The sequence below is a fragment of the Brevibacillus sp. RS1.1 genome (assembly GCF_013284365.1).
GTDB classification, from domain to species: domain Bacteria; phylum Bacillota; class Bacilli; order Brevibacillales; family Brevibacillaceae; genus Brevibacillus; species Brevibacillus brevis_D.
In genome coordinates this window covers 91,411-118,018 of sequence record NZ_JABSVA010000001.1, presented here as the reverse complement: position 1 = coordinate 118,018, position 26,608 = coordinate 91,411, and the positions used below count along the sequence as shown (strand labels likewise).

The window sequence follows — 26,608 nt, the reverse complement described above, 5'->3', positions numbered from 1 at the left end:
TAATAGCAATGGAAATTGGCTCAATAAAATAACAATAATAAGGGAGATAATGTTCAATGGCGAAAAATTTGCAAGATACTACGACTCTTTACAATGGTGTTAAAATGCCTTGGTTTGGTTTGGGAGTATTTAAAGTGGAGGAAGGTCCAGAACTTGAGAATGCGGTAAAAACAGCCATCAAGCATGGATATCGCAGTATTGATACAGCTGCTATTTATGGAAATGAAGAGGGAGTCGGCCGCGGGATCCGTGAAGGGCTGAAAGAGGCCGGTATTTCCAGAGAGGAACTTTTTGTTACTTCAAAAGTATGGAATGCAGATTTAGGATATGAGTCAACTTTGGCAGCTTATGAAGCCAGCTTAAAAAAATTGAATTTGGAGTATCTGGATTTATACCTGATTCACTGGCCAGTGGAAGGGAAATTTAAAGAAGCTTGGAGAGCATTGGAAACACTTTATAAAGAGGGACGAGTAAAAGCAATCGGGGTAAGTAATTTCCATATTCATCATCTCAAAGAGCTGATGAAAGACGCGGAGATTAAACCAATGGTGGATCAAGTGGAACACCATCCACGTTTGACCCAAAAGGAGCTTCAAGATTTTTGTAGGGAGCAAGGCATTCAATTTGAAGCATGGTCTCCGTTAATGCAAGGACAACTGTTGGATAATCCAGTATTAAAAGAAATTGCTAATAAGCATCACAAATCCATTGCACAAGTTATCCTGCGTTGGGACTTGCAAAATGGTGTCGTAACGATTCCAAAATCTACAAAAGAACATCGAATCGTTGAAAATGCATCGGTGTTTGATTTTGAGTTGACAAAAGAAGAGATGGATCGGATCGATGGCTTGGATCAGAATCATCGAGTTGGTCCAGACCCGGACAATTTTGATTTTTAATAGGTCCATGGACAAGCTAATTTGACAAAATAATCGGTTGCACCCTTAACGTGGAGATAACCGGCTCGGCAAAGACTGGCTGTTTATTCACATGGTAGAGATAACAAGCCAAGGAGCATGAGATTGGCAAAACATCACATGCGCATTCCAGTCGTTTCTTTAACCAACGGAAAATCAAGTCGAAGGTAGACCTGAAAGATATTTCTAACGTTACTGACATACTGTTGTCAGTAACGTTTTTATATAGTTACGTTAAGATGATTATATGGCAAAATACTTACTCATCCGTGATTCGGTGTACTACATACAAACGTATAAATTTTAAAGAAGGAAGGGATAGGAACGATGCCGATGAAAGTAACAATCCAGAAAAGTCGCTACTGGATTGGAGTTGTATCTGCTTCACATGTGAAAAGGGGGGTGCTGGGTGGATTCGCCCAGCTCTGCCATGGCAAGTCGGCACCATTGCGACGGATGTCTCCCGGTGATTGGTTGATATACTACTCTCCACGAACAGACTTGTCTAAGGGGGAGGTGCTTCAAGCATTTACCGCCATTGGACAAGTGGCAGATGACAAAATCTACGAATATCCGATGTCCGAATCCTTTGTGCCATATCGTCGGAATGTCCGCTATATTCCGTGTCGCGAAGTGAAGATTGCCACTCTATTGGATCAGCTAACTTTCACGCGCGGGAATCGAAATTGGGGATATCACTTCCGCTACGGTCACTTTGAAGTCGAGTTCGAAGATTTTCTGACGATTGCTGGCGCAATGATTGGCGATGTGGAAGGTATCCAGCATGACGTCGACAATCCGTATAAGCGGCAGGATTCTAAACCTACTAGACAAAATAGAGGTGAAGCAAATGACTGATGGGCTATAACGGTAGCAATATGCATGGTTATCCCATTACAACTAAAAAGTCCCCTTCAGGATAAAAGGCAGATGGTCACTTTGCCTTTTATCCTGAAGGGGATTCCTTTGGAGTTGAATTATTTGAGATATCAGTTTAATGATAGTAAAAACGCGAAATTAGTCGAGAAATTGGTTTTCTAATATTCCAACGAGTATATTATGCAACTTTTGACGAAGAAAATTTTGAGCATTATATTGGGTTTACGAACTAGGCTGAATTTTTTCATTCCACATGGTCAGAATTAAAGAACCGATTTCCTGTAAACTTATTTGAATAGGGTATAAGTACCTTGTTGGATAAATTCTAACAAGGTCCTCAAGTCTGTTAAGATTTTGTGTAAACTCATACAGTTATTTGCGAGAAATGCAATTACATGCTAAATGCCACCTATTTACATATGGAGTCAGAATCCGATACATATAAGAACAGCTATGATTGTCCCCGATGTACAGAGAAAATGCCGCCTGAGCCAATCGGTGAGAAGCTCTTAGACAGGGGAGAGTATTTAGTCGGGTTATTGACAATGTCTTGGGAATTAAAGGAGAATCTAACATGAACATTTGGCCTAAGCCTTTCTTGGAGCCAGAAGTATTAAAACAGCGTCTGCATATCCTGAGCGCACTGGATATCGTATTGTGTGAAGAGGAATGGCTGCGCCGATATCACTTCGATCCGCAATGGGATGAAAACACGACATTCGCGAGCGTTAGCAACGGTTCAGGCGACGATCTTTACATCCTGTTCACCCCCGAGGGCGTTATTGTAAAAGGATTCGATCATGAATCGGAAATGAGTCCACATGCTAGGGAAGAATGCGAGGTTTGGCCTGGTATCTATGAGCAAGTCCCTCCAGCATTGCTTCACCGTCTCAATGACGAAGCGTTGACCAGAGAGGAAGTTACTTTCTGCTTATGGCGAGAATCTGCTGATCACGTATGGAAAACGGGAGAGGTACATAATCCGCATGGGTTAGATGATGGATCAGATTTTTTGCTAGGAATGATATATGATAGTCCAGAAGACTATGTAGAGTGGGCAGAGGACTACTACGAGGTGAAAGTCCCGCTTAATGTAATTGGTTATGTCTTTACGGATACTTCCATCACCAAAGAAATGATGATGGAGCTGAATCCAGAAGTTGATCTGGAAATGGCGATGAAGGAGCTTCAAGCAATCGGTTTTACAGTTGCGTAAAGTACGTCTTGACTCATACAAATACAATTAGGAAGAAGATGACGATATGCCAAAAGGTATGTATTCTCAAGGGGTTGCCGTCCTGTTGTCAACAGCGGTTCCAATTCACAAAATAGCAGACAGGCTCAAGGCTCAATTCGAAATTGCGAATATCATAGAAACGTTCGACCAATGGGTGTTCAGCGGCCCTAGCTTGCTTATTCCGTACCGTCCAGAAGTAAACGGATATATCCAGGTCGATGTCGTCGATAAGCCTTGGCCGGATAGTATGGGAGATCCGGTAGAAGATACGATGCTGTTTGGCGCTTGGTCGATGGGCTTTTTCGGACCGTTTACATTCTCGAATAACCTGGAGCGGGCAGCTCAGCAGTCGTGGGGATTTCCCGAAGGGCGGCAAGCCGCCACCGAGCACGGAGCGTTTATTCGAATCCGCTCTTCTTTCGTGTTGGGGGAGTCGGATGATCAGGCTCCAGTACTGCCTGAGGATTATGAGTCGCTCTCGGAGTTGATGACTGTCACCGCCATTGCAGAGTCGCTCTTGAAAATGCCAGAAGCTCTTTGCTTTTTTAATCCGAATGGGGAGTGCCTCGCGTCTGCCGAGCTGATGCAAGAGCTCAATCAACGCTATGAGCAAATCCAGCTTCTTCCGCTGGAGCTATGGTCCAATGTCCGGTTGTTCAATCTTCCAGAGGGATGGCTCTTGATGGATACTGTCGGCATGCAGCAGTTGGATGTGATCGATCATGAGGCGGTATTTAATGGGGATGCCTACGATCCAAATGAGGTCGCGAGTTTCCTACGTAATATATCGAACTATGTATACGAGAATGGTCCTGTTATCAATGACGGCGATACAACCGATGGGCCGGGTGAAGAAATTTGGAAGTGTGTCTTGTTGGAGGAAGGGTTGGCAAGTCCTCCGCGTGATGTGCTTCGCTGGTATCCGTTGGATGGAAGGGAAAAACCTGCGGGATTGGAATAATTGCGTGATCACTCGGGAGACCTGAGGAACTTGATAGGAAAAAGCACGACCATACCCCTGTTTTAGGGCATTGTCGTGCTTTTATTTATTAGTATGAGAATGTAAGAAAAGTCAGGCTCACTGTACCTACTTATTTGATAATCTCCTCGTAGATCAGTTTGCCGTCATGCGTATACACACCGATCTTTTTAGTCCCTGAGATGGTGTACTCGATGGCGACTGTCTCATTCGTAGGGGTGATCAACAATTGATGTGGAAAGTTGAAGCTTTTATTGTTAGCTGTGTTCGCAATGATCTGGGTTTCGGTATGGAACAACTGTCCCGTCTGCTTGAGCTCTTTCATTTGTTCTGGCTTATTTAGCAAATATTGTTGGGGTGAGACGACTTTATCCGTTGCATTTATTTTGGAAAAGGTATATTGCTTGTTGGTTTTCGTCACTGCGAGAAAGTGACCATCGGATGTTGGGTGGATAAACGCATACTTTTTGGACACAATGAGTCCCTTTTTATTCATTAGCACATAAAATTCTTCGTTCCCCAGCTTGCCTGAGACAATGAATGCTCCACTGTGCATATTCGATTCGACTTTATAGTTACGGGAAGGCTTCAGCATAATTTTGCCTTCATTGCTGATAAAATGCGTTTGGCCGTTTATTTTCACACGATGCCAGCCTTCACCATATCCGAAATATTCATCAAAAAATGGCTTGCTCAGTATTTTTCCATGAATATTTCTCATGCCCAACTTGTAGTATTCATCCCCTTTTGCGTCTTTTACCAGTCCACCATAGGGCAAGTAATACGGATCAAACGTTTTCGTAGTCGGTTCGGCTAAGTAGATTGGATGATCCGCGTCTGGAAACTTCTTGGTAATTTTCCTTGTTTTGGCATTGTACAGATACGGCAGGTTTCCTGGATAGTCTGTGCCCGTAAACCATTCCCCATGTATCTGCTTGAAAGAGCCAATATCGCAACAAGTAGTCATTTTCTTAACATTGCCCTGTTTATCGTAAAGGAAATAGTCCATATGTTTAAAAAAGGGGGAATCAAAATAATATCCGTATCCATTTTGGAGCGGGTACACTTCACTTTTATAAGCGAGGTAATTGCTTATTATTACTTTTCCAGACGGTGAAACCAATGACATGGTGTAACTCTTTGGAGGTGAATCATACTTGTAAAGTGGTTGCTTCGTGAAAAGAAAGAATGGCTCTGTCAAATGAGACGGTATTTGCAGGTTTTGATACACCACTGGTAATTGCGGTTCTCTTGATGGGTCCTGCTGCTCTTCGGCCTTGATTGGCGAAGTAGAGAAGAACGTGAGTAACAGAACGAGCATGGTTTTTAATAGGGTAGAAAATTTCACGATAGGAATTCCTTTCTAGTAGCTTGATGAGTTGGGCCTTAACGAATGACGTTTCAACTGTTACAAATGTTACCATTGTTGGTGTAAAAATTAAATCTAAAGTCTCGAAAGGAGGCTACGAATATGCCTGGCGGTGACAAATTGTCAGAAACAGCGAAGGCTTTTGTTCAGCAATGTACAAGAAGGAAAACCATTACGGACAGAGAGCAAGTAAAAAAAATCCTACAACAGAAGGGCATTCCAGCTTTTGATGCTTTGTTGGATGTGCAGGAAAAGTATGGAGGCTTGAGCTATTCATTTGGGGGAGAGATCGACAATCGTTTTTGCATCGATTTATGGGGGAGCTTTGCGCATCGAGATGGAGAGGAACGGAGAATACCCCAGGTATTAAATTATGAAGGTCAAAAGGTAGTAGAGTGCTTTTATGTGATGGATGATCGGTTGAGTAAGGGTGGATATATAGGTGAGGACGGCAAGTTGTATACGTTACTCCATACTACGTTTCAAGTATTTGCTGAAAATATGGAGGAACTGCTAGAGAGTGAAGGTGTCAAATACAGCCTGCTTCGAGAGAAAAAACAATGGGTAGTAAAATGGATAGAACAGTCAGACGTTTCGCATTGGCTCTCACGTATAGAACAGAAACCGATTCTTATTGAGCAGGCGAGTCAGGGTTATCAAAAATGGTGGAAGAGTCACGATGGCAGGTTATATGTTCATGTTCGAAATGGAATGGGAATATATGCGGTGGCTTATGCGATGGAAGTCGCTGATCTTACGCAGCTCGACCTTAGCAGTTATTTCATTCTGCGTGGGTTTCCGTTTGATTGCTCTTACCAATATGATCGCGAACGTGCTGAAGTCAAGAATACGATGGAAATGTTTCATTTTCAATCTCGTTTGTATAGAACCTGCGATTATTCCATGATCACCCTTCCTCAGGTAAAGGAAGCGAAAGACATCTATTTGTATGTAACGGGACAGAAAAACTACCAGAGAGAGCGACCAATCGAAGACTTTTTATTGAAATTTCCAGCGCTTGAGCTGCCTATCGAAGATTTTGATCATAGTCTGCTGGAATTTGCTTTGTGCAACGGAAATGAACGGATTCTAAAGCTGATCACGTATATAGCCAACCTGGCAAACCACCATAGCCATAGAAGTACTTCAGCTGAGAATAACGTGGTTTATTTCCTGTTCCATGAATATTTGCGACGGATCCACGTATTCATCGAAGCTCATCCAATGAATGTTCACCCACTGTACTTTCATCCTTATCGTGCAGCAGGTGTACCAGCCGAGCATGATATCGCAAAGAAAAATACAGTCGTGGCAAGAATGAGGGGTAACCGTGTTCAATCCGTTAGTGAGCTAACGTTATACTATATGACTTGTGCCAAAGAAGGAAATGAGATCGCTGCTCACATCTATCGAATCTATGAACCTTTACTTTTACTATATGCACTCGAAGGAAGTATACGTGTAGATCATGGGCTTATTGAGGTTGGCGGTAACGCCTTTCATCCCTCGAGTTGGCAGGCGAGGGCTGGTAAAGAACCATTCGATGTGTATCACAGAACAGCTGAAGCCTGGAGAAATCGGAATGTAGAGTTTGCCATTGACCAAATCAAACGCGTGAAATGGGATAAGAAAATCGGGAATACGGTGGAGCGGGACTTTGGTAAATCAAAGAGAAGTGGCGAAGCGCTGAAAGCTGCGTTTACACGTTTAGAAAGACGTCTAGGAGATGCTCTTTCTGAATCGCCTTTCGCTTCTGTTCATACTGATCAAATCCTGTCAAAGCTATGCTATGATTACCCGTTGTTACAGACTGATGACGGCACCATCGCTTACTCGATTTCCCAACGATATCTAGAGTGGGCTCATTTAGTGGACCGAAAACATCCTGTCGCAACCAAAAGCCCGTGTTTGTACGAACCATTCATTGAGCTGTTATATGAAGAGGATCAAATAGAGAATTGGGAAAGCAAGGCGATGAATTTGATTCGGCTCATGGAACTGGAATCTATAGAAAAGTATGCAGAAGTATTACGAAAGAAAAATGTTTGAGATAACGAATTCCATACTTTATGGCTATACATATGATAATTGTTCGTTTTTTAAGATAGCCTTTTGCTCGTTGTTAAAAAAATTACGGGGGTAATACTTTTGTACGGGCCCTTCGATCACCTTAAATCCGAACATTATCGTCATTGGAGAGGGTTCGAAAATGTCTAATGGTCGTCCAATCAAAACCGCTTTCTGATTACATTCCCTGGAAGCGAAATCCGACAGAGCGTAGACAACCCCAAATACCCAAACAACGGATACAAAAACATGAGCAACTGACTATACCCAATCAGGCACAAAACGAAAGCAGTAGAAAACAAATACAAGTAAAGCCGCGTTTCCGGAACGTCCAATAACTCACGCAGCTGCTGACCAATCCCGAAGACGTTGGAAATCAGCGTGGTAAAAATCTCGGAGTAGAGCACGAAAACAAAGAACAGCTGGAGCCATTCATTCCATTGCTCCGTTACAAAAAGAATCGGGATATTCATGAGACGGACATCGTCCCAGTTGGCCAACATGGCAGTATGGACGACGAGGAGCATGAATCCAAGCACGACTCCGCCAATAACGGCTGCCCGTAACAAAACAACCTTGTTGCGGATTGCATAGCCGATCGGGATGAGAACGGATTGGGCCATGGCTAGATTAAAGGATACGTATAAGACTGTTTTCCATAAGAAGGAGTAATTAGTTGGGGTCGAGAGCGGCATGGGAGATTCTGCGGTGCCATCCAGCAAAATGAGCAAAGCGAACAATACCATGGACGGAACGACGATCGCATTCACGACGAGTAACTGCTCCAACCCTTTTCGCAGAAGCAACAGGGCGAACAGAACGGTGGCGACGGTCCCGACCAAATACGGAATGTCGAACTGTTCCTCCAAGACCGAGCCCGCTCCTGCCAACATGACAGTCGTGACGCCAAAAAGGGTGAGAAATACCAAAATATTCATCGTACGACCGATCATCGGTCCAAACAGTTTTTGATTAAAGGATTCATAGGAGGGTGTGCGCAAATGATGAGCGATTAGCATCATCTTGTAGCCCAGCCAAACAAAAAGAGAGGTGGCGAGCAGGATGCCGATTGTTCCGGCATGGCCGTAGGCAGTGAAAAACGCGAGGATTTCTTGACCGCTCGCAAACCCGGCGCCTACGACGGTTCCAATGTACGTTGCTGCGACTTGGATACTTTTTCCCCACAACTTCATACTGGTTTTTTCCTTTCCCATCCAAATAGAGGCTAGTACAAGTGTATGAGTCTCGGAGAAAAACAGAATGAGAAAACGCGTCTATCTAATCAAACACCCCATGAAAAAAGCGAATGGCTTGTGACCATTCGCTTTTTCGTATAAATACTGACATTTTACAAAAGAAACATCGCCGCGATTGTCGTGACCAAAAGCCCAATCGCCACGGGATACAAATTTCGTCTCGCCAGCTCAAAAGGGTCTACTCCACAAATTGCTGCAGCAGGAATCAATGCCCAAGGAATGATCGTTCCACCACCGACCCAGATAGCGGCAATTTGACCGAGTGCAGTTAACATAGCGGCACCGGCACCCAGAGCAGTTGCGAATAGTTGAGCCAAAGAGCCAGCCAGTGTAATCCCGGAGAAGCCTGAGCCATCCAGCCCTGTAATGACACCTACTGCGGATACAGTGAGAGCAGCTACTTCCTTGCTAATGGGAATCGTCTGTGCAAGCGCCACGCCGAGGTCATTCACGATTCCGTGTGAACCCTGCGGCAGGACCTCCCCAAACACCTTGATAAACCCACTGTCGCCCATATAAAAGAACGCAGCAATCGGGATGACCGGACCAAATACTTTAAACCCGAACTGAAAGCCTTGAATGAGATGTGTCGTTACCTGCTCGAGACCACTTTTCTTGTGCGCGAGCATCGTTGCGATGACGAGAATGAGCAAGGCAGTTCCGCCCACAAGCGCCGTTGCATCACCACCGTGTAAATCAAAAGCAAACATGGCCACGACATCGAGAACAAATAATACCGGTACGAGTCCAGCCAACGTACGCCGCACGCCATCAGACAAAGGGACTCGTGCGGAAGTAAAAACAGCATCGGGCACGACAGTTTCTTTGGGAGACGCAAGCACGCCGAGCTTCATGTCTTTTTTCAAATACCAGAATGCGATTGCAGTTGCCACGACGCCCATAATAATCACAAGAGGGACACTGGCCGAAATCACGTCCGTGACAGGAATTCCTGCGGCTTTGGCGGTTAAAGTGGGGGCGCCTTGAATAATATAATCACCGGACAGTGCAATCCCATGTCCAAACAAGTTCATCGAAACGGCGACACCCATTGCCGGCAGGCCAGCGCGCAATGCGACGGGCAACATGACAGCACCGATCAGGGCGACAGCTGGAGAAGGCCAGAAAAACCAGGAAATGACCATCATGACGATCCCGATGACCCAATAAGCTAATGTTGGATTTCGAACCAAATGGGTCATCGGCCGAATCATCGTTTCATTTACGCCTGTATCGGTCAAAACGTGACTCATCGCAACGATGATGCAGATGACTAAAATCGTCGGTAATAGCTCGGTAATCGCATAGATGAAGCTGCCGAATATTCCACCGACGGCTGTTGTCACAGAGCCTGTCGCGACGAAGCCGATGATCGCTATACCTACGATACTAATCAGACTCGTATCTTTTCGCAAAACCATTACGAGAATAATGCCGATCACGAACAAAACATACACACCATGTATCCACAAAAGCTCGATTCCCATGTAGCACCCTCCTTCTTCGTTACTCCGATGGAAGTACCTTGTTGTCACAACATATGCGAAAAATAGGCCATGGGTGAACGCACATCACAGAGCAGACGAGTGAACCAACTGGAAACTGGCATTTTTGTCCACGATATGCCACTATTAATGAATGACGTACATTTGGGTTCCAAGCAAGAGAGGGGGATCGGCACATCGACGTTCGTAATCAGTCCGTCGTGCAGCCAACTACGATGAATTCGACTACACCCATCCAACGTAAAATGGACCAGGCAATTGAGCTTTTGGAGCGCCGTTTCCTGGAAAGAAGTGAACTGATTCGCCTTTTAATGCTGGGCATCATGAGCGGGGAAAATGCTTTGTTAATCGGTCCGCCGGGAACAGCGAAGTCTCAGTTGGCACGATCAGTCTCTCAGCTTTTTGGATCGGAACATTGGTTTGAGTATTTGCTTACCCGTTTTACGACTCCTGATGAGATATTCGGTCCAGTCTCCCTTCAGCAATTGAAACTGGATCAATACGTACGAAAAACAGCTGGCTATTTACCCAACGCTCAGTTTGCGTTTTTAGACGAAATTTTCAAAGCGAACAGCGCGATTCTGAATGCGCTGCTTTCTATATTGAACGAACGAGTTTATTTCAATGGCAGAGAAAAAGAGGAGGTTCCGTTGCAGTTCTTAATCGCTGCATCGAATGAGCTTCCCGATGACGATGATCAATTGACTGCTCTTTATGACCGCTTCCTGTTCCGTTATGAGGTTCACTATTTGAAGCAGGCGTCCAGCTACGAGCGCATGTTTTCTTTGCCAACGACGCCTCTTCCTGTTGTGTTCTCACTGTATGACGTGAAGGATATTCAAGTAGCAGCGAAGCAAGTGGTCATTCCAGAAACCATCATTTATTTTCTGTACCGCCTCAAACAAGACTTGGAAGCAAAAGAGTATGTGCTCTCCGACCGCCGTTGGAGCAAAATCGCGCATGTATGGCGCACTTCTGCTGCCTTGCATGGACGTGAGCAAGTGACGATCTGGGACACGGTTTTCACTCCGCATATGCTGTGGAATGTCCCTGAGGATTTACCTGTTATGCAGGAAGCGTTTGAACAACAATTTACGGAAATGCTGAAGAATGATATGGAGAATGAATTACCACTCCAACGCTTCGGACAAATTGCAGATAAATGGAAGGAAAAAGAATCGGAGCTGCATGCTTTCCAGTTTAAAAAAGAAGTGGGCGCAAAGCTGGGCAAGGAAGCGATGGAGCGCAATGTCCGGTTGTTGGAGGAGAGTCGCGAAGAAGTAGAAGAGACGGCACGAGACTTGCGTAATCGTCTTATTCAGTGGGAGAAGCGGGAGCACGATCTGCATGCCTATGTCCTGGAAAAAAACCGTTTGATTCCTCATGCAGAAAAATACGCAGTTAAATATTCGTATCTGCGAATTGAAGGCGAACGGATTTTACAACAACTCCAGCGCACGTATCGGACGATTTTTGACAAGGAAATCCCCGGGGCGGATTATGATTTTACGTTGTAGGGGGTAGCTCGTATGATCATTCGCGCTAGTGGTGTTGATCGTTATGTATTTGAAACATACCTCGCCTCTTCGCGCACAGCTCAGGAATGGGTTCATGAAGCGCAGGCACGAGCAGCATGGTTTGATTTGGATCTCTTGGCTGACTTTTTCCTCGTCTTTTATTTGGAAAAGCCGGAGATCGATCTGACGCAAGAATCCACTCCTTTTCATCATTGGATGATTCGTACGCTCATGAAGCAGTATTTTACACGCATGATTCATCCACGTACAGTCGGGCAGGAAAGTGCGTCGTTCAAAACCGCAATCAAGGCCTTGCTGTGGCTGACAGAGACGTTTTCCGAGGAAGTGAAGCAGCGGGAAAAGGATCAACGGCTCTCTCCGCTCTTAACTGGCTTGAAAGACCAGCAAGGCCAGGAGGGAAGTCAACAAGCACAGCTTTCCGAGCTACTGACAGAAAAACAAAAGGCCAAGCTCGAGTTAGTCGGTTATACCCTTCAACAGGGGAAGCGCATCGTGGAGGATAAGCAGGAAGCCATGGACACCAAGCCGTTAGTGCGGGCAGAGGTACTGTCCTTGCAAAATCGCATTACCGAGCTGCAAGAAGAAATGAAAGTACAGTTCACGAAACGGACTAAGCTTCTGCAAAAGGTAAAAAAATTGGAGGGGGAGCTCGTCCAACGCGAAAAGCAGCTAGATCGATTGCAAAAGCAAGAGAAGGAAGCGATCGCCGCTTTTGAAAAAGAGCTGGGACACTGGCTGGAGCAATCGTTAAAGGCGACGCTATCCACTGAGGAACTCGATACGCTTTTTGTCGAAGAGGTATTTACGGCCAGTCAGCGTTTTGCCAACCGAAGCTGGGGGCATGAGTTAGGAAAGCTGCGTAGGCAAAGCTTTGAGCAGTATTTGAAATGGATTGAGAAATTGAAGCGCCATCCGGATCTGGTCGCTTTTCTGAACGAGGTAGGCAGGCAAGTCCATCGCTTTCGTGTAAAGCGCAAAGAAATTCGCTCCAGACATTTTCCAGAGGAATACTATGATTTGCGACAATCGGGCGATATTGCACACATGCTGCCTGGTGAAGCGGTGCTTCTCGCTGATCCGGACTTTGAGAATTACTTCATGCTCAAATGGCTGGAGCAAAAGCTCATGACCTACGATACCTCGGGATGGGTAGAAGAGCCGCCAAAGGGTCCGGTGATCTGCATGCTGGACACATCCCATTCGATGCGGGGAAGTAAGCTGCGGCTTGCGCAAATTTTCATCATGACGTTTGCTGCCCTCTCGATGCTGGAAAAGCGCGATTTTATCCTCCTCTTGTTCGGGGCAAAAGGAGAGATTAAGGAGCAACCGCTCTATCACAAGAAGCCAGATTGGCCTGCCTTTTACGGCCTGGCGCAAATGGCGTTTGGCGGTGGGACTCACTTTGACGCTCCGATGAAGCGAGCCATCGAGCTGGTTGAAAAGGAACAGGCGTGGCGCGGAGCAGATTTTGTCATGGTAACGGATGGAATTGGGGGAATTTCTACTTATGTCCAAGAAAAACTCATCTCTTTGGGCCAGCATAAACAAGTTCGCTTGCACAGCTTGATTGTGGGTTCTGCGAGGCAGCATCTCGTACAAGCGTATGATTTGCTGGGCGTTTCTCATCGCGTCAAATTTGCGACGAGCTGGGAAGCGGATGGGGAGGAGAATACAGGGCTGCTCCTAGATGTTTTTCAAACAGCCAAATAAGTTGTTCGACGTACTTCCAAATCTCGTCTCCTCTCGTGGGACGGGATTTTTTCATTTCGTTTAAGAAAAATTTTAACTCTTACCCACTGTTTTCTTTAATTGTTTCGCCTATGCTGAGCGTAGCCAATAAAATAGCAGAAGGAGGACTCTATGGAGAGACTGATTAAGCTGGCCAAGCTTATACAGGGAGCCAATGTATTATTTTCAAATATTGCACGAAAAGAGCTAAAAACAAATGATATCAATTGGCAACAAGTATTGATTCTCGAAATTCTTGAAAACGGGCCAAGAACAATGGGGGACCTTAGTAAGGCTGTTGATTTGTCAAACAGTACAACTTCAGGCTTAATTAGTAGGCTGGAGGAGGAAAATTTGGTACGAAGGTACCGAGACCAAATGGATCGCCGGATTGTGTGGGTTTCACTGACGGAGCGATTATGCAGTGCATAAAGAAATCGGCTGAAAAAAAGGGGTAGTCCGCTTCTTCTCAGCCGATGCTCATGACCCAATTAGCCAACTCTCGCGGCCATCGTACGTCCGAATTCAAGCTCGTCGAATTTGTTCTGAACGACTTGACGATCGTATTCCCATAGGGCATCCTCCAGCGCATACTCCACCGGAACATCCCGAATAATCGTAGCCAGTTTTCTGCTCAAGTATACCTGATCGCGATTTTCTTCCAGCTTGCTGCGCATTTTAGGCGTACAGTTTGCCAGATTTACATATAGGTTGTCCAGATCACCATGCTCGGTAATCAATTTTGTCGCTGTTTTCTCACCAATTCCTGGGCAGCCTGGGATACAGTCAGAGGCATCTCCCATTAAAGCTTTGACATCCACGACCTGTTCAGGTGTAATTCCACGCAATGCCAAGAGACTCGCAGGATTATAATGCTCGTGTTTACCGCCATTTTTCAGGATTTTTACACTCACTCGCTCAGATATGAGCTGCAAGCTATCGTAATCACCTGTCGCAATGATGACCTCGTGTCCTTCTTCGGAAAGACGTGTGGAGAGCGTGCCCAATACATCATCGCCTTCAAAGCCAGGGCAACCCAAGTTCGGAACCGAGAATGCATCCGTTACTTCTTTTACCAAATCGAATTGTGGAATGAGCTCATCCGGTGCCGCTTGGCGATTTGATTTATAGCCGTCATACCATTGACTGCGCACCAAAGACTCGCGCGAAGCGACATCCCAGCCCACTACGAGATGAGAAGGACGTGTCAACTCTGCGTAATCGAGCATCATTTTTGTAAATCCGTAAACTGCATTTGTGTACACACCTGTTGAAGTCTGGCGATAGGCTCCACCCCAAGCAGAACCATAAAAGGCGCGAAATAAAAAGCTCATACCATCGATGAGCAGTACTTTTCCAGAATCACTCACAAAACCTTGCCCCTCTCACTACCAAACTATACGCACCATTATAGCATAAAGGAGCGGGACAACCTTGTCAGATTTTACAACAGAAATATCGGGAGAAAACGTGTATGTACTTTTCTTGCGGTGGGATGATAGTACCACAAGAGGTCAACAACCACCTCTTGAAAATCAACTTCCGGTCTCAAGGCGAGAAGCAACAAGCTGACGGTTCAAATCCGTCCCGGGAGAAAAAACCGCGTCGGGAGGAATCAATCATGGCTAACAACAACTCGGGCAGCAACAACCTGGTAGTTCCTCAAGCGAACCAAGCTTTGGATCAACTGAAGTATGAGATTGCATCTGAATTCGGTGTAAATCTCGGACCAGACACTACTTCTCGCCAAAACGGTTCTGTTGGTGGAGAAATTACTAAGCGTCTGGTGAGCTTCGCAGAGCAACAATTGGCAGGTCGTCAAGTCTAACGTTCAGACAAGTAAATAGCTGGATGAAGAGAGGTCCCTTTTTAGGGGCCTTTCTATGTTTGCCATGAATAGCCCTTTTCTTTCCTGTGTGGTGCAAACACACAAGCACAATCGCGGACTAGTCATATGGTGTAACGAACAGTTAACTATCCTCGTTTGTCCAGTGGAAAGGAGCGACGTCCGGCTATGAAGAAAAAAGAAGTCAAGCAGCTTTTAAAAAAGCATCCCGAATTTGAAGCATGGGTCCTCGAAGATTCCATGCGGATTAGAGCGGTTAAAAGCAACCCCGGTATGGCGGAAGAATTGTTTAAAAGATGGAACGAACGCAAAAAAGGGTTACTTGATTTTGAAGGCATCTCACAAAAAACCAAACGTGCAAGCGAAATGCTGACAGGCGTGCAATCCATCATGGAAATGATGTCGGATTATTCGAAGAAACAGTAAAATTACATTTGGAATGATTGGAGAAGGCTAGCTCATTAGCCTTCTTTTTCTTTTTCCTTTCAGGGTGTGTTTTGTTATACTAGAAAATGGGAGGGAGCATGTCTATGTTTAAATCAATGGTTAGTTTCATGTTGGCCACAGCATTGCTCGTCCCTGGGACAAGCATATTCAGCCAGACAGTAGAAGGAGTTTACGCCCAAACGACGAAACAACAACCAGCGATTAGCGTAACGCCAGCCAAAACATATCCTGGGGACGTTATTTTTGTACGCAGTAAAGAGCCACAAACCGTAACGGTATTCTCTCAGAACTATCAATTGCAAAAGACACAGGATGAGTATGCCCGGTTTATCCCGATTCCTTTTAACACGAAAGCAGGGACCTATAAAGTTACATCTGCAGACAAAAAACTTTCCGTAACGGTGACAATCGCACCGAAAAAATTTGAAGTAGACAAGCTTACGGTAAGTAAACAGCTCAACAACATGCGACAGGATACAAAACGAATCAATGCAGATCAAAAAAAGATCAATGCAGCTAGATCAAACTCGCGAGCGATTCCGTATTTCTCGGAGCCGTTTCAACAGCCGGCAGTCGGAAAATTAACGACTCCATTTGGCTACCAGCGCGTAGTAAATGGTGTACCAGCCAACAGACACGCGGCGATTGACATCGCGAACAAAACAGGTACGCCAATTGGGGCGAGCAACCACGGGAAAGTGGTTCTGGCCGACTCTTTATACTTAACAGGCAATACCATCATCATCGATCACGGGTTAAATATTTTTTCCATCTATGCTCACTTGTCCAAGCTAGATGTAAAGACAGGGCAAGAAGTGAAACAGGGACAGGTGATTGGACAAATGGGTAGCACCGGTTTTTCTACAGGTCCTCACCTTCATTACGGCATGTTAGTAGGTAATACGTATGTAAATCCGCAGCCGTTTTTTGATGCATCACCTTTCCTCTGGAAGTAATTTGGAGGTGTCTTTATGAGAGTCACAAATGTGCCAAGCAAAGTACTCAACAACATGGTTCATTTCTTGGCGCCGTATGAACAGGCAGTTGAAGAGCTAAAGTTAAAACTAAAAGGAATTAAATATGGCTTTCAAAAAAGCGGCCGTTATTCTCCTATTGAATTCGTTGTCGGACGAGTGAAAAAAGTCGACAGTTTAGTAAAGAAGGCAAATGAAAAAGGAATCGACTTTTTGGGAGATCATTGGCAAAGTGACGTCGCCAGGGAAGTCCAGGATATCGCGGGCCTTCGAGTCGTATGCCGCTATGTAGACGACGTGCGCGAGGTGCTGCAGTTGCTGCAGGAGCGGGAGGATATTGTCATTCACGATGTCAAAGACTATATAGCAGCTCCGAAGGAATCTGGCTACAGAAGTATTCACATGATCGTTTCGTATACGGTCTACCACGGCAGCGAAAAGAGAACACTTTTTTGTGAGATTCAAATCCGTACATTGGGAATGAACTTCTGGGCGACAAATGAACATGAACTGCGCTACAAATATGCGGGCAACATTCCGGCAGACGTGTTGCAGCAGCTTCATGAAGCGTCTGTAATCACACATCAGCTCGACGTGTTGATGAACAATTTGCGCCAAGAAATTCTCACACCGGCAGAAGTTGATACGACACTGGAAGAAAAACTGGAAGAAATATTTTCTTTGTACGTCAAGCAGGATTTGGATTCCGCCGCAGCCTTGTACAGGGAACATGTCAGCGGTTTCGAAGAGGCTTTTGCGGACAATCCTAAGTTTAAAATGATTCACGATTTGTTGGGAATACGGTTGAAATAACGTCTCTAGTTGTCTACAGACCAAATGTAACCTGAAATAACGCGACAAAGTAGGAAAGGATATAGACTAACATGCGCTTTTTACTAACGAACCTACTCGTTGTGGTGATGGTTTTGTTCAACCTAGGCATGCCTTCCGCTTTTGCCGAGGAGTCATCAAGCCTGGAGCCTAACACTCTCATTGGACAATCAGCCATTCTGATTGATGCTACAACGGGACAAGTCTTGTTTGAAAAGAACCCTCATGAGAAGTTGTACCCTGCTAGTATTACGAAAATCGCAACAGGTATTTACGCGATAGAAAAAGGGAATCTGGATGACACTGTCACCGTCTCAAAAAAAGCACGTCGTGAAGAAGGGACACGTGTTTATTTAGAGGAGGGAGAAAAGATTTCCCTCCGCAATTTGTTGTACGGACTGCTCATGAATTCGGGCAACGACGCTGGTACAGCGATTGCGGAGCATATGAGCCAGACGACAGAGCGTTTTGCAGTGGATTTGAACGCCTATTTGAAAGAAAAAGTAGGGGTCACCGAAACGAATTTTGCCAATCCACACGGACTACATGACCCGAATCATTACACGACTGCCGCTGACATGGCCAAAATATCGCGGTACGCGATGAAAAACCCCGTATTTAGGGAAATTGTCGGTACCAAGCGGCTGCCTTGGCATGGACAAACGTGGGAAACAGTGCTAGTGAATCATAACAAGCTCCTGCGCGAATACGAAGGGGCGACTGGCATCAAAAACGGGTTTACAGATCAGGCGATGCATACGCTGGTAGGCTCTGCCAAGCGTGGAGAAACAGAGCTCATCGCTGTCACAATGAAGGCGTCTACTAGTGCAAATGCATACAAAGATATAAAAAAGCTACTGGACTTTGGCTTTCAAGGATTTGAGACCAAATTTATTGCCAAAAAAGGAGATTCTTTTTCAGAAGTAGCTGTTCCTGGCAATACCTCGGTTGTGACTTTTACAGCCAAGGAAGATTTGTATGCGACGGTTCCCAAAGGGGTGGAGCCTTTGGTAGAGCTAAAAACAGATGGGAGTCTGTCTGTCCACGCTGGCAAGCTAGCCATCTCTTATCCGTTGCTTCGCCATGATCCGCCTGCGCCAGCTCCTGCTACTATATTTGGGGATTCAGAAAGTGGCAACCCACATCCACTGGCGCGCTATAGCGTATTAATCGTCTGGTTAGGAATGAACCTTTTCTTAATCGCGTATACGTTTTCCCGTGTCCAGAGGAATAAACGAATTCGCGAGCGCAGTCTGCAACGACGGTTCTACTAATACAAAAATGAGAATCCAAACAGGACGTAGCACCATGCGCGTCCTGTTTTTTAGTTAGGTCAACTGTGGGGGATAGATGCCGTGTCCAATTGTGGAAAATGAACGTACATTAGAGAAAGAACTTTTCTCTGGTGAGGGGGAGTGAGATGGACAACCGAATCTATGATCGCCCTGCCGTGTCCGTCATCATCCCAATGAGTGACAACGCCAGGAATATGACGAAACTACTCTCTGTTGTTAAAAGAATAGATCCACACACGGAAGTAATCGTCATATGCAACGGAATGAGCTCCCAAGAAGCTAATCTTTCCAATGAATGGGGAGTACTAGTCCTTTCAACCGGTTTAGAAGTTGACAGTCATGAGGCAAGAGCGATCGGCTCTGCTCACGCGAGGGGAGACGTTGTCCTTTTTATCGACGAGCGACTCGCCATGCCTCTCTTATACTTGAAGAAATATGTCACGCTGGTCAAAAAGGGATGGGATGTCATTATCACGACATGCTCGGACCACGGGGGATCCAAAAGAGGAGAACTTTCAGCACACAGTGCCTATTGCCTGTTGAACCATCTTCTTGGTCAAAAAAGCATGGGGTCCGCTTCCTTTGACAATATTCCCGTTGCTTTGAGCAGAAATGCTCTGGAGGCCATTGGTTTCAAGACTTTATTCAATCCGGCGGTTACTATGGTTCAAGCGTCTGTCTTGGGGCTCAAAATGACGACAATCGCCCCGTTTGCTGCGAAAAAACAACCAATTGGCACTTGTGATATCGTGCAAAAAGACATCCGTACGATTTATCGGGAGCATGCGAAGGCAATCCAGCTACTAACGGGTGGAACGAAGCAGCGCCGCGCAGAGCAGGATGGTCAACGACACCGCGACTTGGTGCATGCATCGGACGTTTTGCATCTGCGCTCGGTCATTCATCTAGAATCGCGCGTTAAGGAGGGCGGTGGACGGGGTGGCAAACGCAAAGCGAAATATGCGCGATCCCACAAAAAAACGCAGAGAAGAGCACATTAATGGCAAAGAAAAAGGCCAGAATGGATATCGATTAAGTGTCATCCTCTCTGTTCACCACGAGCGGACAATCCAAAAAGTACTCAGACAAATTGAGAAGCTTCGGCCCATGGAAATCGTACTCGTTGTGGAAGGCTGCCCGGATCAATCGGTGAAAAAGCTCGCTTATTCCTCCTGTCCACTCACCGCGCTTGTGTACCCGTTTTCTTTGGGGGATGATGTATGGAGAGCCATTGGTGCCAGGGAGGCCACAGGAGATGTGTGGTTGTTTCTCGATGCAGATCAAGTTGTAGCTGCAAATGATATGCAGTCCTTTGTCAGAACGTGTTACCGAGGAGCAGACATCACGTTGAGAAGGTGCATGACACCCCTTCGACAATCAATTATGGAAGCGGATACCATTTTGCTAGCGAAGACATTTCTCAATTCCTTGGTTTCACGTCATGAACTAAGAACGTCCTCGATGTACGATTTACCTTTTGCTATGACACGACAAGCTGCCGCTACCATCGGCGTTCAACATTTGGCCGTACCTGCCGTTGCGCACGCCATTGCACTACACAAACAATTGCGTGTCATGTCATCTCCTTTCAGTGCATCAGCAAAGCATACGAGAAAAAGAGCGACACCAAGCAAGAATAAATCGAGCGTTAACCAGACGATCTTGGGAGATCATCTAGAAGCAATGGATTACGTAATGCCCCTCAAATGAATGAAACCGTTGTCGAGGCGATGCCAACTGTGGGTATCGCTTATTCGTTATTTTCAAAAGTTGCGCGCAAACGCGCCATCAAAAGCCGCTGGAATCATTTGATCTCTTGACTTTGCATTGTTCGGTTTTTGTAGTACGATAGGCAAGTAGGTCATTTTTTCTTGATAAAGGAGCAAACAGATTATGAGTATCCATATTGGAGCACAGCAAGGTCAAATTGCTGAAACTATCCTGCTGCCGGGAGATCCGCTACGGGCCAAATACATTGCTGAAACTTTCCTCGAAGGAGCAGAGTGCTACAACAACGTGCGTGGCATGCTCGGCTTCACAGGTACATACAAAGGTAAGCGCGTTTCTGTACAAGGAACGGGCATGGGAGTTCCTTCTATCTCGATCTACGCCAATGAGCTCATGCAATCGTATGGCGTTCAAAACCTGATCCGCGTAGGCACATGCGGCGCGATCCAGGAAGACATCAAAGTTCGTGACGTGATTATCGCCATGAGCGCATCCTCCGAATCCCAAACGAATCGTCTCTTGTTCGACCAGATTGATTTTGCTCCTACTGCTAACTTTGAATTGTTGCACAAAGCATATCAAGTAGCGACTGAGCGCAATCTGCCTGTCAAGGTAGGGAATATCTTTACGAGCGACAGCTTCTATCGCGAGAGCTTGGATTTGTACAAAAAATTGGCATCCTACCAAGTGCTTGCTATTGAAATGGAATCTTCCGCGCTGTACACATTGGCTGCAAAATACAAACGCAACGCATTGTCTATCCTTACCGTGAGTGATCACATTCTTACTGGTGAAGAAACTTCCGCTGACGAGCGCCAATCGACTTTCAATGAAATGATTGAAGTCGCGCTGGACGCAGCTCTGATCAAGTAAATTAGCATGCAGACGACATCCCACTGGCAAACTATCGTCAGTGGGATTTTATGTAGAGAATGGAAAAAGGGGATGGAATCATGAAACATAACTGCCCTGCCTTTTTTGAAACGGCATTTGACGAAGGGTATACGCAAGAGCAGGAAGGCTATTTATACAGGCTGTTCCGTGAAGATATGGGCAAGCTTCAAATAAAAACCGGAAAAATCGTAGCGAACGATCCGTTTGTCATGTTTGAGACTGAACCATTTCAGGAGGTTTTCCCAAAAGGGAGCTTTTCCGTACAGCTTGCTATTGCGCAAGTTCAATCCCTGTCAAACGATGAGCAAACGGATGACGCTCTGGAGCCAGATGAACGGGTAGCATTGGCACGGATTGTCTTCTCAGATAAACCTGTCGTGTCTTGGAAAATGGCTGTTTGGCCAGAGTCAGATGTGTCACAGCTTGGCGAAGGTGAATTTTTTGGCTACGGTGTGGATGCGGGGACAGGCTCGTTCATGGATGCAGAGGCCTGCGCGCTTTTGGAACGTGAAATGGAGAAGGACGAAATGTTTTATGAGACATTGACAAAGAAAATGGATCAAACATATAAACATACGCGGAGTTGGGGGCTAATAGATTTGGCGGAAGGCTCTAATGTGGCTATGTTTTCAACGGGTTGGGGAGACGGCAGCTACGCGAGCTATATCGGTTATGATACGGAAGGACAGATCGCACGTTTGGTAACAGATTTTTACTTGTTGGATTGGATGAGAACTGCAGAAGAATAGAAGTCGGGGTAAACGGGGAAGGAAGAGAGAAGAAAAGCTTATAGACGCCAAAGTAGAGTGCCTCCAGTGGCACTCTTTTTATTGGTTATTTTTTCTTATTTCGTTCGAGGTATTGCGCCAGGTTATTCAACGTATTTTCGTACGATCTTTTTTTCGGTGTAGGGGCGATCGTTTTAGATTTTGGAATTACTTTGGTCATTTGGGGACCTCCTGGCGTTTTTAGTTATAGTGATCTTAATTATAATATAAATGAATTTACAATAAATGTAAATATTATTTTTTATTTAAAGTGAATTTTTTTATTTTGGTGAAATTTAAGCGATTTATGTAGATTGTTGATAAATGTCTGTGTGGTCTTATTAGATGATAGATGGTTCAGACAGTAATATTGTTACTGCTTGTTAATATCTTATGGTGAAACTGATAAACATACTGGTAGAGTTTCTGATTACTAATTAGATTTTTAAAAAAGCAAGTTTCGGTACATGCATGTATTTGCACCATCTTTTCATTAGATCCTTGTACGAACGAGCTTGTGACATAAAACTGATAAACAGGTGAGTACCCCTCTCAGAAATTACGCATTTCATTTTGAGTCCGATAATATATATTATGTAAACTTATAAAAAGTGCAAAAGAAAATGGGACATTAGCGATGGTGTCTTGTCTGGCGACACAAACATACTTTCAAGTAATTTCACGACACAAACATACTACTAATCAGGACTGATTTTTGTGTTCAGTAGCATGTTTGTGTCGTAATAATTAGCACACAAACATACTGCTATAACTGTCTTATGACACAAACAAGTCCACCATAAAAAATCACTGGTGGACTTGTTTGTGCATAGACATATTTATGTTTACGACACGACTATCTAAAATCTGACCTGCATTTTTTTGCTTTTTCTTATTCAGTACATAAAATAAGCATTTCATGTACTGGAAATTTGGTGTTTATTCTACTCTTTTATCGTCATTAAATTCTGTTGTTAAACACAAAAACGATTTGAGCATCTCGATTGATCCTTGCTTTACAGAACTCTTTGGCAACATTTAGTGTAATATTCTCTAATAACATTTGCTTAGATAGCGAGTTACCATTCACTCATGTCTGGACGAATCCTCATGAGTTCATTTCTTTCGTCTGGTGTTAGTAATTCTCTCCCTCTAACCGGCATACACTGCTCATCCTTTCATATTATTTCCAAGCTATTTTTTCTACTTCGGATTGTAAATCAGCACGTGTTGCTTTGACGTAAATCATTGTTGTATCTAAGCTGTCGTGCCCCATAATTTGCGCTAACCGATGTAATGGAGTGTTGTCGGCCATGACATAGCCGAATCGATGGCGTAAATCGTGAGCACTCAATCCTTCTAATCGAGCTAACTTCATGTATTTTTGAATGAGATGTCGTAAAGCACGTTCAGTTAAACGGTCACCAGTTTTTTCTGATGGGAATAGATACGGACTATCTGGAGACAAGTCCGCCAAATACTTTTCCAAGATGGTCCGGCAGGTTGCATTCAGCGGTACTTCTGCGTACGGAGTTCCAGGACAAGCTTCAAAAAGCAAATGAAGAACCTACGACTAAAATTCAGGCTCTTTATGAACGGATCGAGCAGATCAGAAAGGAACATGAAGAAGATTTAAAAAAGCAGGAAAAAGAATATGAGCAGCAGATCGAGGAATTGAAAAAGAAAGAGTAACGAAAAAGCCGATTTTCCTTAGCGTACAGGATACCGGCCTTTTTTCTGTCAATCAGGGCTTAGCGTACAAAATCCGCACTTTGTTGGCGGTACCCCCTTATGATCTTTACGATCTGCTCCCGATCAAACACATCTGTAATAACAGCTTTTGCTCCTAATTTTTCGATCGCCTGTCCTTGTTCCTCTCGACGAGTCATTCCGATCACTTCGTGACCTGCTTGTATTATTGTCGGAAGTAAAAAGCGTCCAACAACACCACTTGCTTCAGCAACCCTGAAGCCCCACTGTCAGGTGACTTGCTCTCTCATGCTGAGATTCTCACTTGGCTCTCTTTCTTCTGAGGTTTCTTCAGTTTTGGTCTGATTTCGTTTCTTGAGCTCCCGCGTAATTAGCAAGATCAAGAAAACAAAAATAACGGCTAACATTAGAAGAAACACCCCAAGCTCTTCCCAATAGTACATCATGTTTCCGCCACGAAGACCCATTCCACGGAAGATTTTGAAGTACCATGTTGCCGGGATCAGATTGCTCATGATTTGGATGGGCTGTGGAAAGAGGATTATGGGGGAAAGCACACCAGATAACAAGAACGCAGGCGAGATCAGTATCTGTGCCCTCCCAGCAGCACTAAGCGGATGCTTGGCAGTCCAGCCTATCAACATTCCAAGCCATGCGCTCACTAAACAAAATAATCCAAGGGGTACTATATATTCCAATGGGCTTGCAACGAAACGCATGCCCCCGATTTGTTTAAGCGCTGCTAACGTAAAAATCATGGCTATCATGTAGACGATCGTGTAAGGCACAACTCTCAACAATAAACCGATTGGCTGCTTCAAATCATCTGCCAGCCTACCTTCCACCCGTAAACGTGGAACGATGGTGAGGGTTTGTCCATAAATGATTCCTAAAGAAATAATGGTGATATAACCGATGCCTATAAAATTCAGATTATCGTTCGTCGGATTAAATAGGAATCGCTGCTGAAGCGCAAGGTTGGAAATCGTAGCCGAGATCTGATCATCGACCAACCCCAACGCTTTCAATTTCCCTACTGTTGGAGCCGTGCTATTCTCAATTGAGATGATTTCCGTCATAGCCGAGCGTAAATTTCCTGTAGCAGATGGGACCGAATAATCTACCAGAAAGCCGATGTTGGACTGCTTGCCCTGGTAACGGTTCTGCTCCAATCCGTGCGGGAGATAGATCACCGCTATGTACTTTTCATTGGAGAGAAGCACCTCAGGATCAACATCCTGGTGAAGAATTGTCTTTACATCAATATATTGGGAAGCGTTTACCCTGTTAATCAGTTGTTGGCTGTATAAACTATTATCCTCGTCTATGACCGCTATAGGTGTCTTGACAATTTGATTGTTGCTAAATACATACCCAAAGAAAACCGAAAGAATTAGAGGGGTAAGGATTGCTTTTCGAACAAATTTGCCACTTAACATCAAATTCCATTCTTCAAGAAAAGCCCTCACTTTATATTCACCTCAATGGTCATTCCCGGGAGAATGTTTTTTGTACGTTCAGGATATACGCGGATCTGAAAGGTATTCAGATCGGATTGACCTTTTTCTCTGCTCATTCGGAGACTCGCAAACTGGGGCGCGGCCGTAATAAATTTAATCATCCCAGTTATATCCTGATCAGTCGATACCAAGTGACCAGCAACCGATTGACCAACCTTGAACTTCGCAGCCTGGGTCTCATCCACATAAAAGTCGTAGTATATCTGGTTCGTCTCTAACAAGATAACTGGAACACCAGCGGAAACGTTCTCACCCGTTTTGGGGATTACTTTGACAATCTTTCCATCATGAGGCGCACGAAGAGTCAGACGATCTTTTTGAACGCGAAGCGACTCCAGTTGAATTTGCAAGGCTTCCCTTGATTTGATTAACAAGTCGATTCCTAATGCGCTGTTTTGTAATTCCGCTTTAGACTGTGCGATCACTTCCAAACCCAGCATTGCTTTTTCCGTCGCCTGGCGTGCCAGATCTTTATCTTGTTGTTGTGCACCTCTACTCATTTGGCGATATGTTTCATCCTGTTGCTTCAATGAATTTTGCGCACTGGTTACTTGAAGGTAAGCCGTATCCAAGGATGCTTTTGGAACCGCACCGCTTTCATATAATGAGTGGATCCGATCATAATTGGTCTGAGCGTTTTTCAAGGATTCACTTGCCGTATCAACAGCCAGGCGCTGCTTTTCCAGTTCTTCCTTTCTGGTTCCTTCTAAAATTTTGCTTTCAGCCGTTTGAGCACTCCGAATCCCAAGAGACGCTTGACTCTCTTGGGTTTCTATCTTCTGTTCACCAATTCGAATGGAATCCTGCATCTGTTTGATCCTGATATCTGTCGATTGAATGTCTGATGTTACTTTGGCAATTTGCAGGTTGACGTCAGTGGGATCTAACTGAAGCATTACGTCCCCTCTTTTTACTTCCATCTCTTCCTGTACACCAACATTTGTTACCTTTCCACCCACCTGTTGGAACGAAACATTAATTTGTTCAGCGGTTACAATACTGCCTTTTTGCTGCATGGCGAGTGAAACAGCATCTTTTCCGCCTAGTAGAAGCCCAAATCCACCTAAAGCTGCTATCACTATTAAAATAACGATGGTTGCTATATTTTTTTTCATCGTGGT

The 26,608-nt window shown here is 44.9% G+C and carries 24 protein-coding genes and 2 pseudogenes; 18 read left to right on the top strand and 8 right to left on the bottom strand.

Annotation, left to right across the window (positions count from 1 at the left end):
• Nucleotides 1-56: 56 nt before the first annotated feature.
• From HP570_RS00395 to HP570_RS00380, 4 genes are all read left to right on the top strand, one after another.
• Nucleotides 57-899, top strand: coding sequence for an aldo/keto reductase (locus tag HP570_RS00395; protein ID WP_173624566.1), 843 nt, complete (start codon nucleotides 57-59; stop codon nucleotides 897-899).
• A 351-nt stretch (nucleotides 900-1,250) separates the two neighbouring features.
• Nucleotides 1,251-1,775 (top strand): EVE domain-containing protein, encoded by a 525-nt coding sequence (locus HP570_RS00390; protein ID WP_173624565.1) that lies wholly within the window; start codon nucleotides 1,251-1,253, stop codon nucleotides 1,773-1,775.
• A 595-nt stretch (nucleotides 1,776-2,370) separates the two neighbouring features.
• On the top strand, nucleotides 2,371-3,012 hold the full coding sequence (locus tag HP570_RS00385) for a hypothetical protein (RefSeq protein WP_173624564.1): 642 nt from the start codon (nucleotides 2,371-2,373) through the stop codon (nucleotides 3,010-3,012).
• 46 nt (nucleotides 3,013-3,058) lie between these two features.
• On the top strand, nucleotides 3,059-3,994 hold the full coding sequence (locus HP570_RS00380; RefSeq protein WP_173624563.1) for a DUF4261 domain-containing protein: 936 nt from the start codon (nucleotides 3,059-3,061) through the stop codon (nucleotides 3,992-3,994).
• A gap of 130 nt (nucleotides 3,995-4,124) precedes the next feature.
• Here the strand turns inward: HP570_RS00380 and HP570_RS00375 are convergent, their stop codons facing one another.
• Nucleotides 4,125-5,360, bottom strand: a complete 1,236-nt coding sequence (locus HP570_RS00375) for a hypothetical protein (RefSeq protein WP_173624562.1) — start codon at nucleotides 5,358-5,360, stop codon at nucleotides 4,125-4,127.
• Nucleotides 5,361-5,483: 123 nt separating this feature from the next.
• On the opposite strand from HP570_RS00375, the gene HP570_RS00370 reads away from it, so the two are divergent.
• Nucleotides 5,484-7,430 (top strand): hypothetical protein, encoded by a 1,947-nt coding sequence (locus HP570_RS00370; RefSeq protein WP_173624561.1) that lies wholly within the window; start codon nucleotides 5,484-5,486, stop codon nucleotides 7,428-7,430.
• Nucleotides 7,431-7,609: 179 nt separating this feature from the next.
• On the opposite strand, the gene HP570_RS00365 is transcribed toward HP570_RS00370, so the two are convergent.
• Both HP570_RS00365 and HP570_RS00360 read right to left on the bottom strand, forming a co-directional pair.
• Entirely contained in the window at nucleotides 7,610-8,641 is a 1,032-nt protein-coding gene (locus HP570_RS00365) for a YkvI family membrane protein (RefSeq protein WP_173624560.1), read from the bottom strand.
• A gap of 155 nt (nucleotides 8,642-8,796) precedes the next feature.
• Nucleotides 8,797-10,191 carry a hypothetical protein gene (locus tag HP570_RS00360; protein ID WP_173624559.1) on the bottom strand — a complete coding sequence of 465 codons (1,395 nt, stop codon included), beginning with the start codon at nucleotides 10,189-10,191 and terminating at the stop codon, nucleotides 8,797-8,799.
• A gap of 233 nt (nucleotides 10,192-10,424) precedes the next feature.
• Here HP570_RS00360 and HP570_RS00355 point away from each other — a divergent pair, with 233 nt between their 5' ends.
• The 3 genes from HP570_RS00355 (at nucleotide 10,425) to HP570_RS00345 (ending at nucleotide 13,907) form a co-directional block, all read left to right on the top strand.
• Nucleotides 10,425-11,726: an AAA family ATPase gene (locus HP570_RS00355; RefSeq protein ID WP_173624558.1), complete on the top strand. Its 1,302-nt coding sequence runs from the start codon at nucleotides 10,425-10,427 to the stop codon at nucleotides 11,724-11,726.
• A 12-nt stretch (nucleotides 11,727-11,738) separates the two neighbouring features.
• Complete coding sequence (locus tag HP570_RS00350; protein ID WP_173624557.1) at nucleotides 11,739-13,457, top strand: hypothetical protein; 1,719 nt, start codon at nucleotides 11,739-11,741, stop codon at nucleotides 13,455-13,457.
• Nucleotides 13,458-13,607: 150 nt separating this feature from the next.
• On the top strand, nucleotides 13,608-13,907 hold the full coding sequence (locus HP570_RS00345; protein WP_173624556.1) for a MarR family transcriptional regulator: 300 nt from the start codon (nucleotides 13,608-13,610) through the stop codon (nucleotides 13,905-13,907).
• A gap of 59 nt (nucleotides 13,908-13,966) precedes the next feature.
• On the opposite strand, the gene HP570_RS00340 is transcribed toward HP570_RS00345, so the two are convergent.
• On the bottom strand, nucleotides 13,967-14,845 hold the full coding sequence (locus HP570_RS00340; protein ID WP_015891329.1) for a 5'-3' exonuclease: 879 nt from the start codon (nucleotides 14,843-14,845) through the stop codon (nucleotides 13,967-13,969).
• A 251-nt stretch (nucleotides 14,846-15,096) separates the two neighbouring features.
• Between HP570_RS00340 and HP570_RS00335 the strand changes: the two genes are divergently transcribed.
• The 9 genes from HP570_RS00335 (at nucleotide 15,097) to HP570_RS00295 (ending at nucleotide 22,239) form a co-directional block, all read left to right on the top strand.
• Complete coding sequence (locus HP570_RS00335) at nucleotides 15,097-15,303, top strand: alpha/beta-type small acid-soluble spore protein (RefSeq protein WP_015891328.1); 207 nt, start codon at nucleotides 15,097-15,099, stop codon at nucleotides 15,301-15,303.
• A 186-nt stretch (nucleotides 15,304-15,489) separates the two neighbouring features.
• A complete protein-coding gene (locus HP570_RS00330) occupies nucleotides 15,490-15,747 on the top strand; it encodes a hypothetical protein (protein WP_015891327.1) in 258 nt (85 codons plus the stop codon).
• Between the two features lie 104 nt (nucleotides 15,748-15,851).
• A complete protein-coding gene (locus HP570_RS00325; protein ID WP_173624555.1) occupies nucleotides 15,852-16,724 on the top strand; it encodes a M23 family metallopeptidase in 873 nt (290 codons plus the stop codon).
• Nucleotides 16,725-16,739: 15 nt separating this feature from the next.
• A complete protein-coding gene (locus HP570_RS00320) occupies nucleotides 16,740-17,555 on the top strand; it encodes a GTP pyrophosphokinase (RefSeq protein ID WP_173605998.1) in 816 nt (271 codons plus the stop codon).
• Nucleotides 17,556-17,626: 71 nt separating this feature from the next.
• Complete coding sequence (locus tag HP570_RS00315; protein ID WP_173624554.1) at nucleotides 17,627-18,847, top strand: D-alanyl-D-alanine carboxypeptidase family protein; 1,221 nt, start codon at nucleotides 17,627-17,629, stop codon at nucleotides 18,845-18,847.
• Between the two features lie 146 nt (nucleotides 18,848-18,993).
• A complete protein-coding gene (locus tag HP570_RS00310) occupies nucleotides 18,994-19,869 on the top strand; it encodes a glycosyltransferase (RefSeq protein ID WP_173624553.1) in 876 nt (291 codons plus the stop codon).
• Nucleotides 19,829-20,578, top strand: a complete 750-nt coding sequence (locus tag HP570_RS00305; RefSeq protein ID WP_173625115.1) for a glycosyltransferase family 2 protein — start codon at nucleotides 19,829-19,831, stop codon at nucleotides 20,576-20,578. The genes HP570_RS00310 and HP570_RS00305 overlap by 41 nt, the downstream gene beginning before the upstream one ends.
• A gap of 183 nt (nucleotides 20,579-20,761) precedes the next feature.
• A complete protein-coding gene (deoD, locus tag HP570_RS00300) occupies nucleotides 20,762-21,469 on the top strand; it encodes a purine-nucleoside phosphorylase (protein WP_015891320.1) in 708 nt (235 codons plus the stop codon).
• A gap of 80 nt (nucleotides 21,470-21,549) precedes the next feature.
• Complete coding sequence (locus HP570_RS00295; protein ID WP_173624552.1) at nucleotides 21,550-22,239, top strand: DUF4241 domain-containing protein; 690 nt, start codon at nucleotides 21,550-21,552, stop codon at nucleotides 22,237-22,239.
• A 1,201-nt stretch (nucleotides 22,240-23,440) separates the two neighbouring features.
• On the opposite strand, the pseudogene HP570_RS00290 reads toward HP570_RS00295, so the two are convergent.
• Nucleotides 23,441-23,779, bottom strand: a pseudogene (locus HP570_RS00290) (tyrosine-type recombinase/integrase); the annotation flags it as partial.
• On the opposite strand from HP570_RS00290, the gene HP570_RS00285 reads away from it, so the two are divergent.
• The gene (locus HP570_RS00285) at nucleotides 23,761-23,949 is read left to right on the top strand and encodes a hypothetical protein (protein ID WP_173624506.1); all 189 of its coding nucleotides are present in this window, start codon (nucleotides 23,761-23,763) and stop codon (nucleotides 23,947-23,949) included. The pseudogene HP570_RS00290 and the gene HP570_RS00285 sit on opposite strands and share 19 nt — an antisense overlap.
• A 59-nt stretch (nucleotides 23,950-24,008) precedes the next feature.
• Here the strand turns inward: HP570_RS00285 and HP570_RS00280 are convergent.
• The 3 genes and pseudogenes from HP570_RS00280 to HP570_RS00270 form a co-directional block, all read right to left on the bottom strand.
• Nucleotides 24,009-24,200, bottom strand: a pseudogene (locus HP570_RS00280) (NAD-dependent epimerase/dehydratase family protein); the annotation flags it as partial.
• Between the two features lie 36 nt (nucleotides 24,201-24,236).
• Nucleotides 24,237-25,436, bottom strand: a complete 1,200-nt coding sequence (locus tag HP570_RS00275; RefSeq protein WP_309139168.1) for an ABC transporter permease — start codon at nucleotides 25,434-25,436, stop codon at nucleotides 24,237-24,239.
• On the bottom strand, nucleotides 25,433-26,602 hold the full coding sequence (locus HP570_RS00270) for an HlyD family secretion protein (RefSeq protein WP_173624551.1): 1,170 nt from the start codon (nucleotides 26,600-26,602) through the stop codon (nucleotides 25,433-25,435). Before HP570_RS00270 ends, HP570_RS00275 begins: the two co-directional genes overlap by 4 nt.
• Between the last annotated feature and the right edge of the window lie 6 nt (nucleotides 26,603-26,608).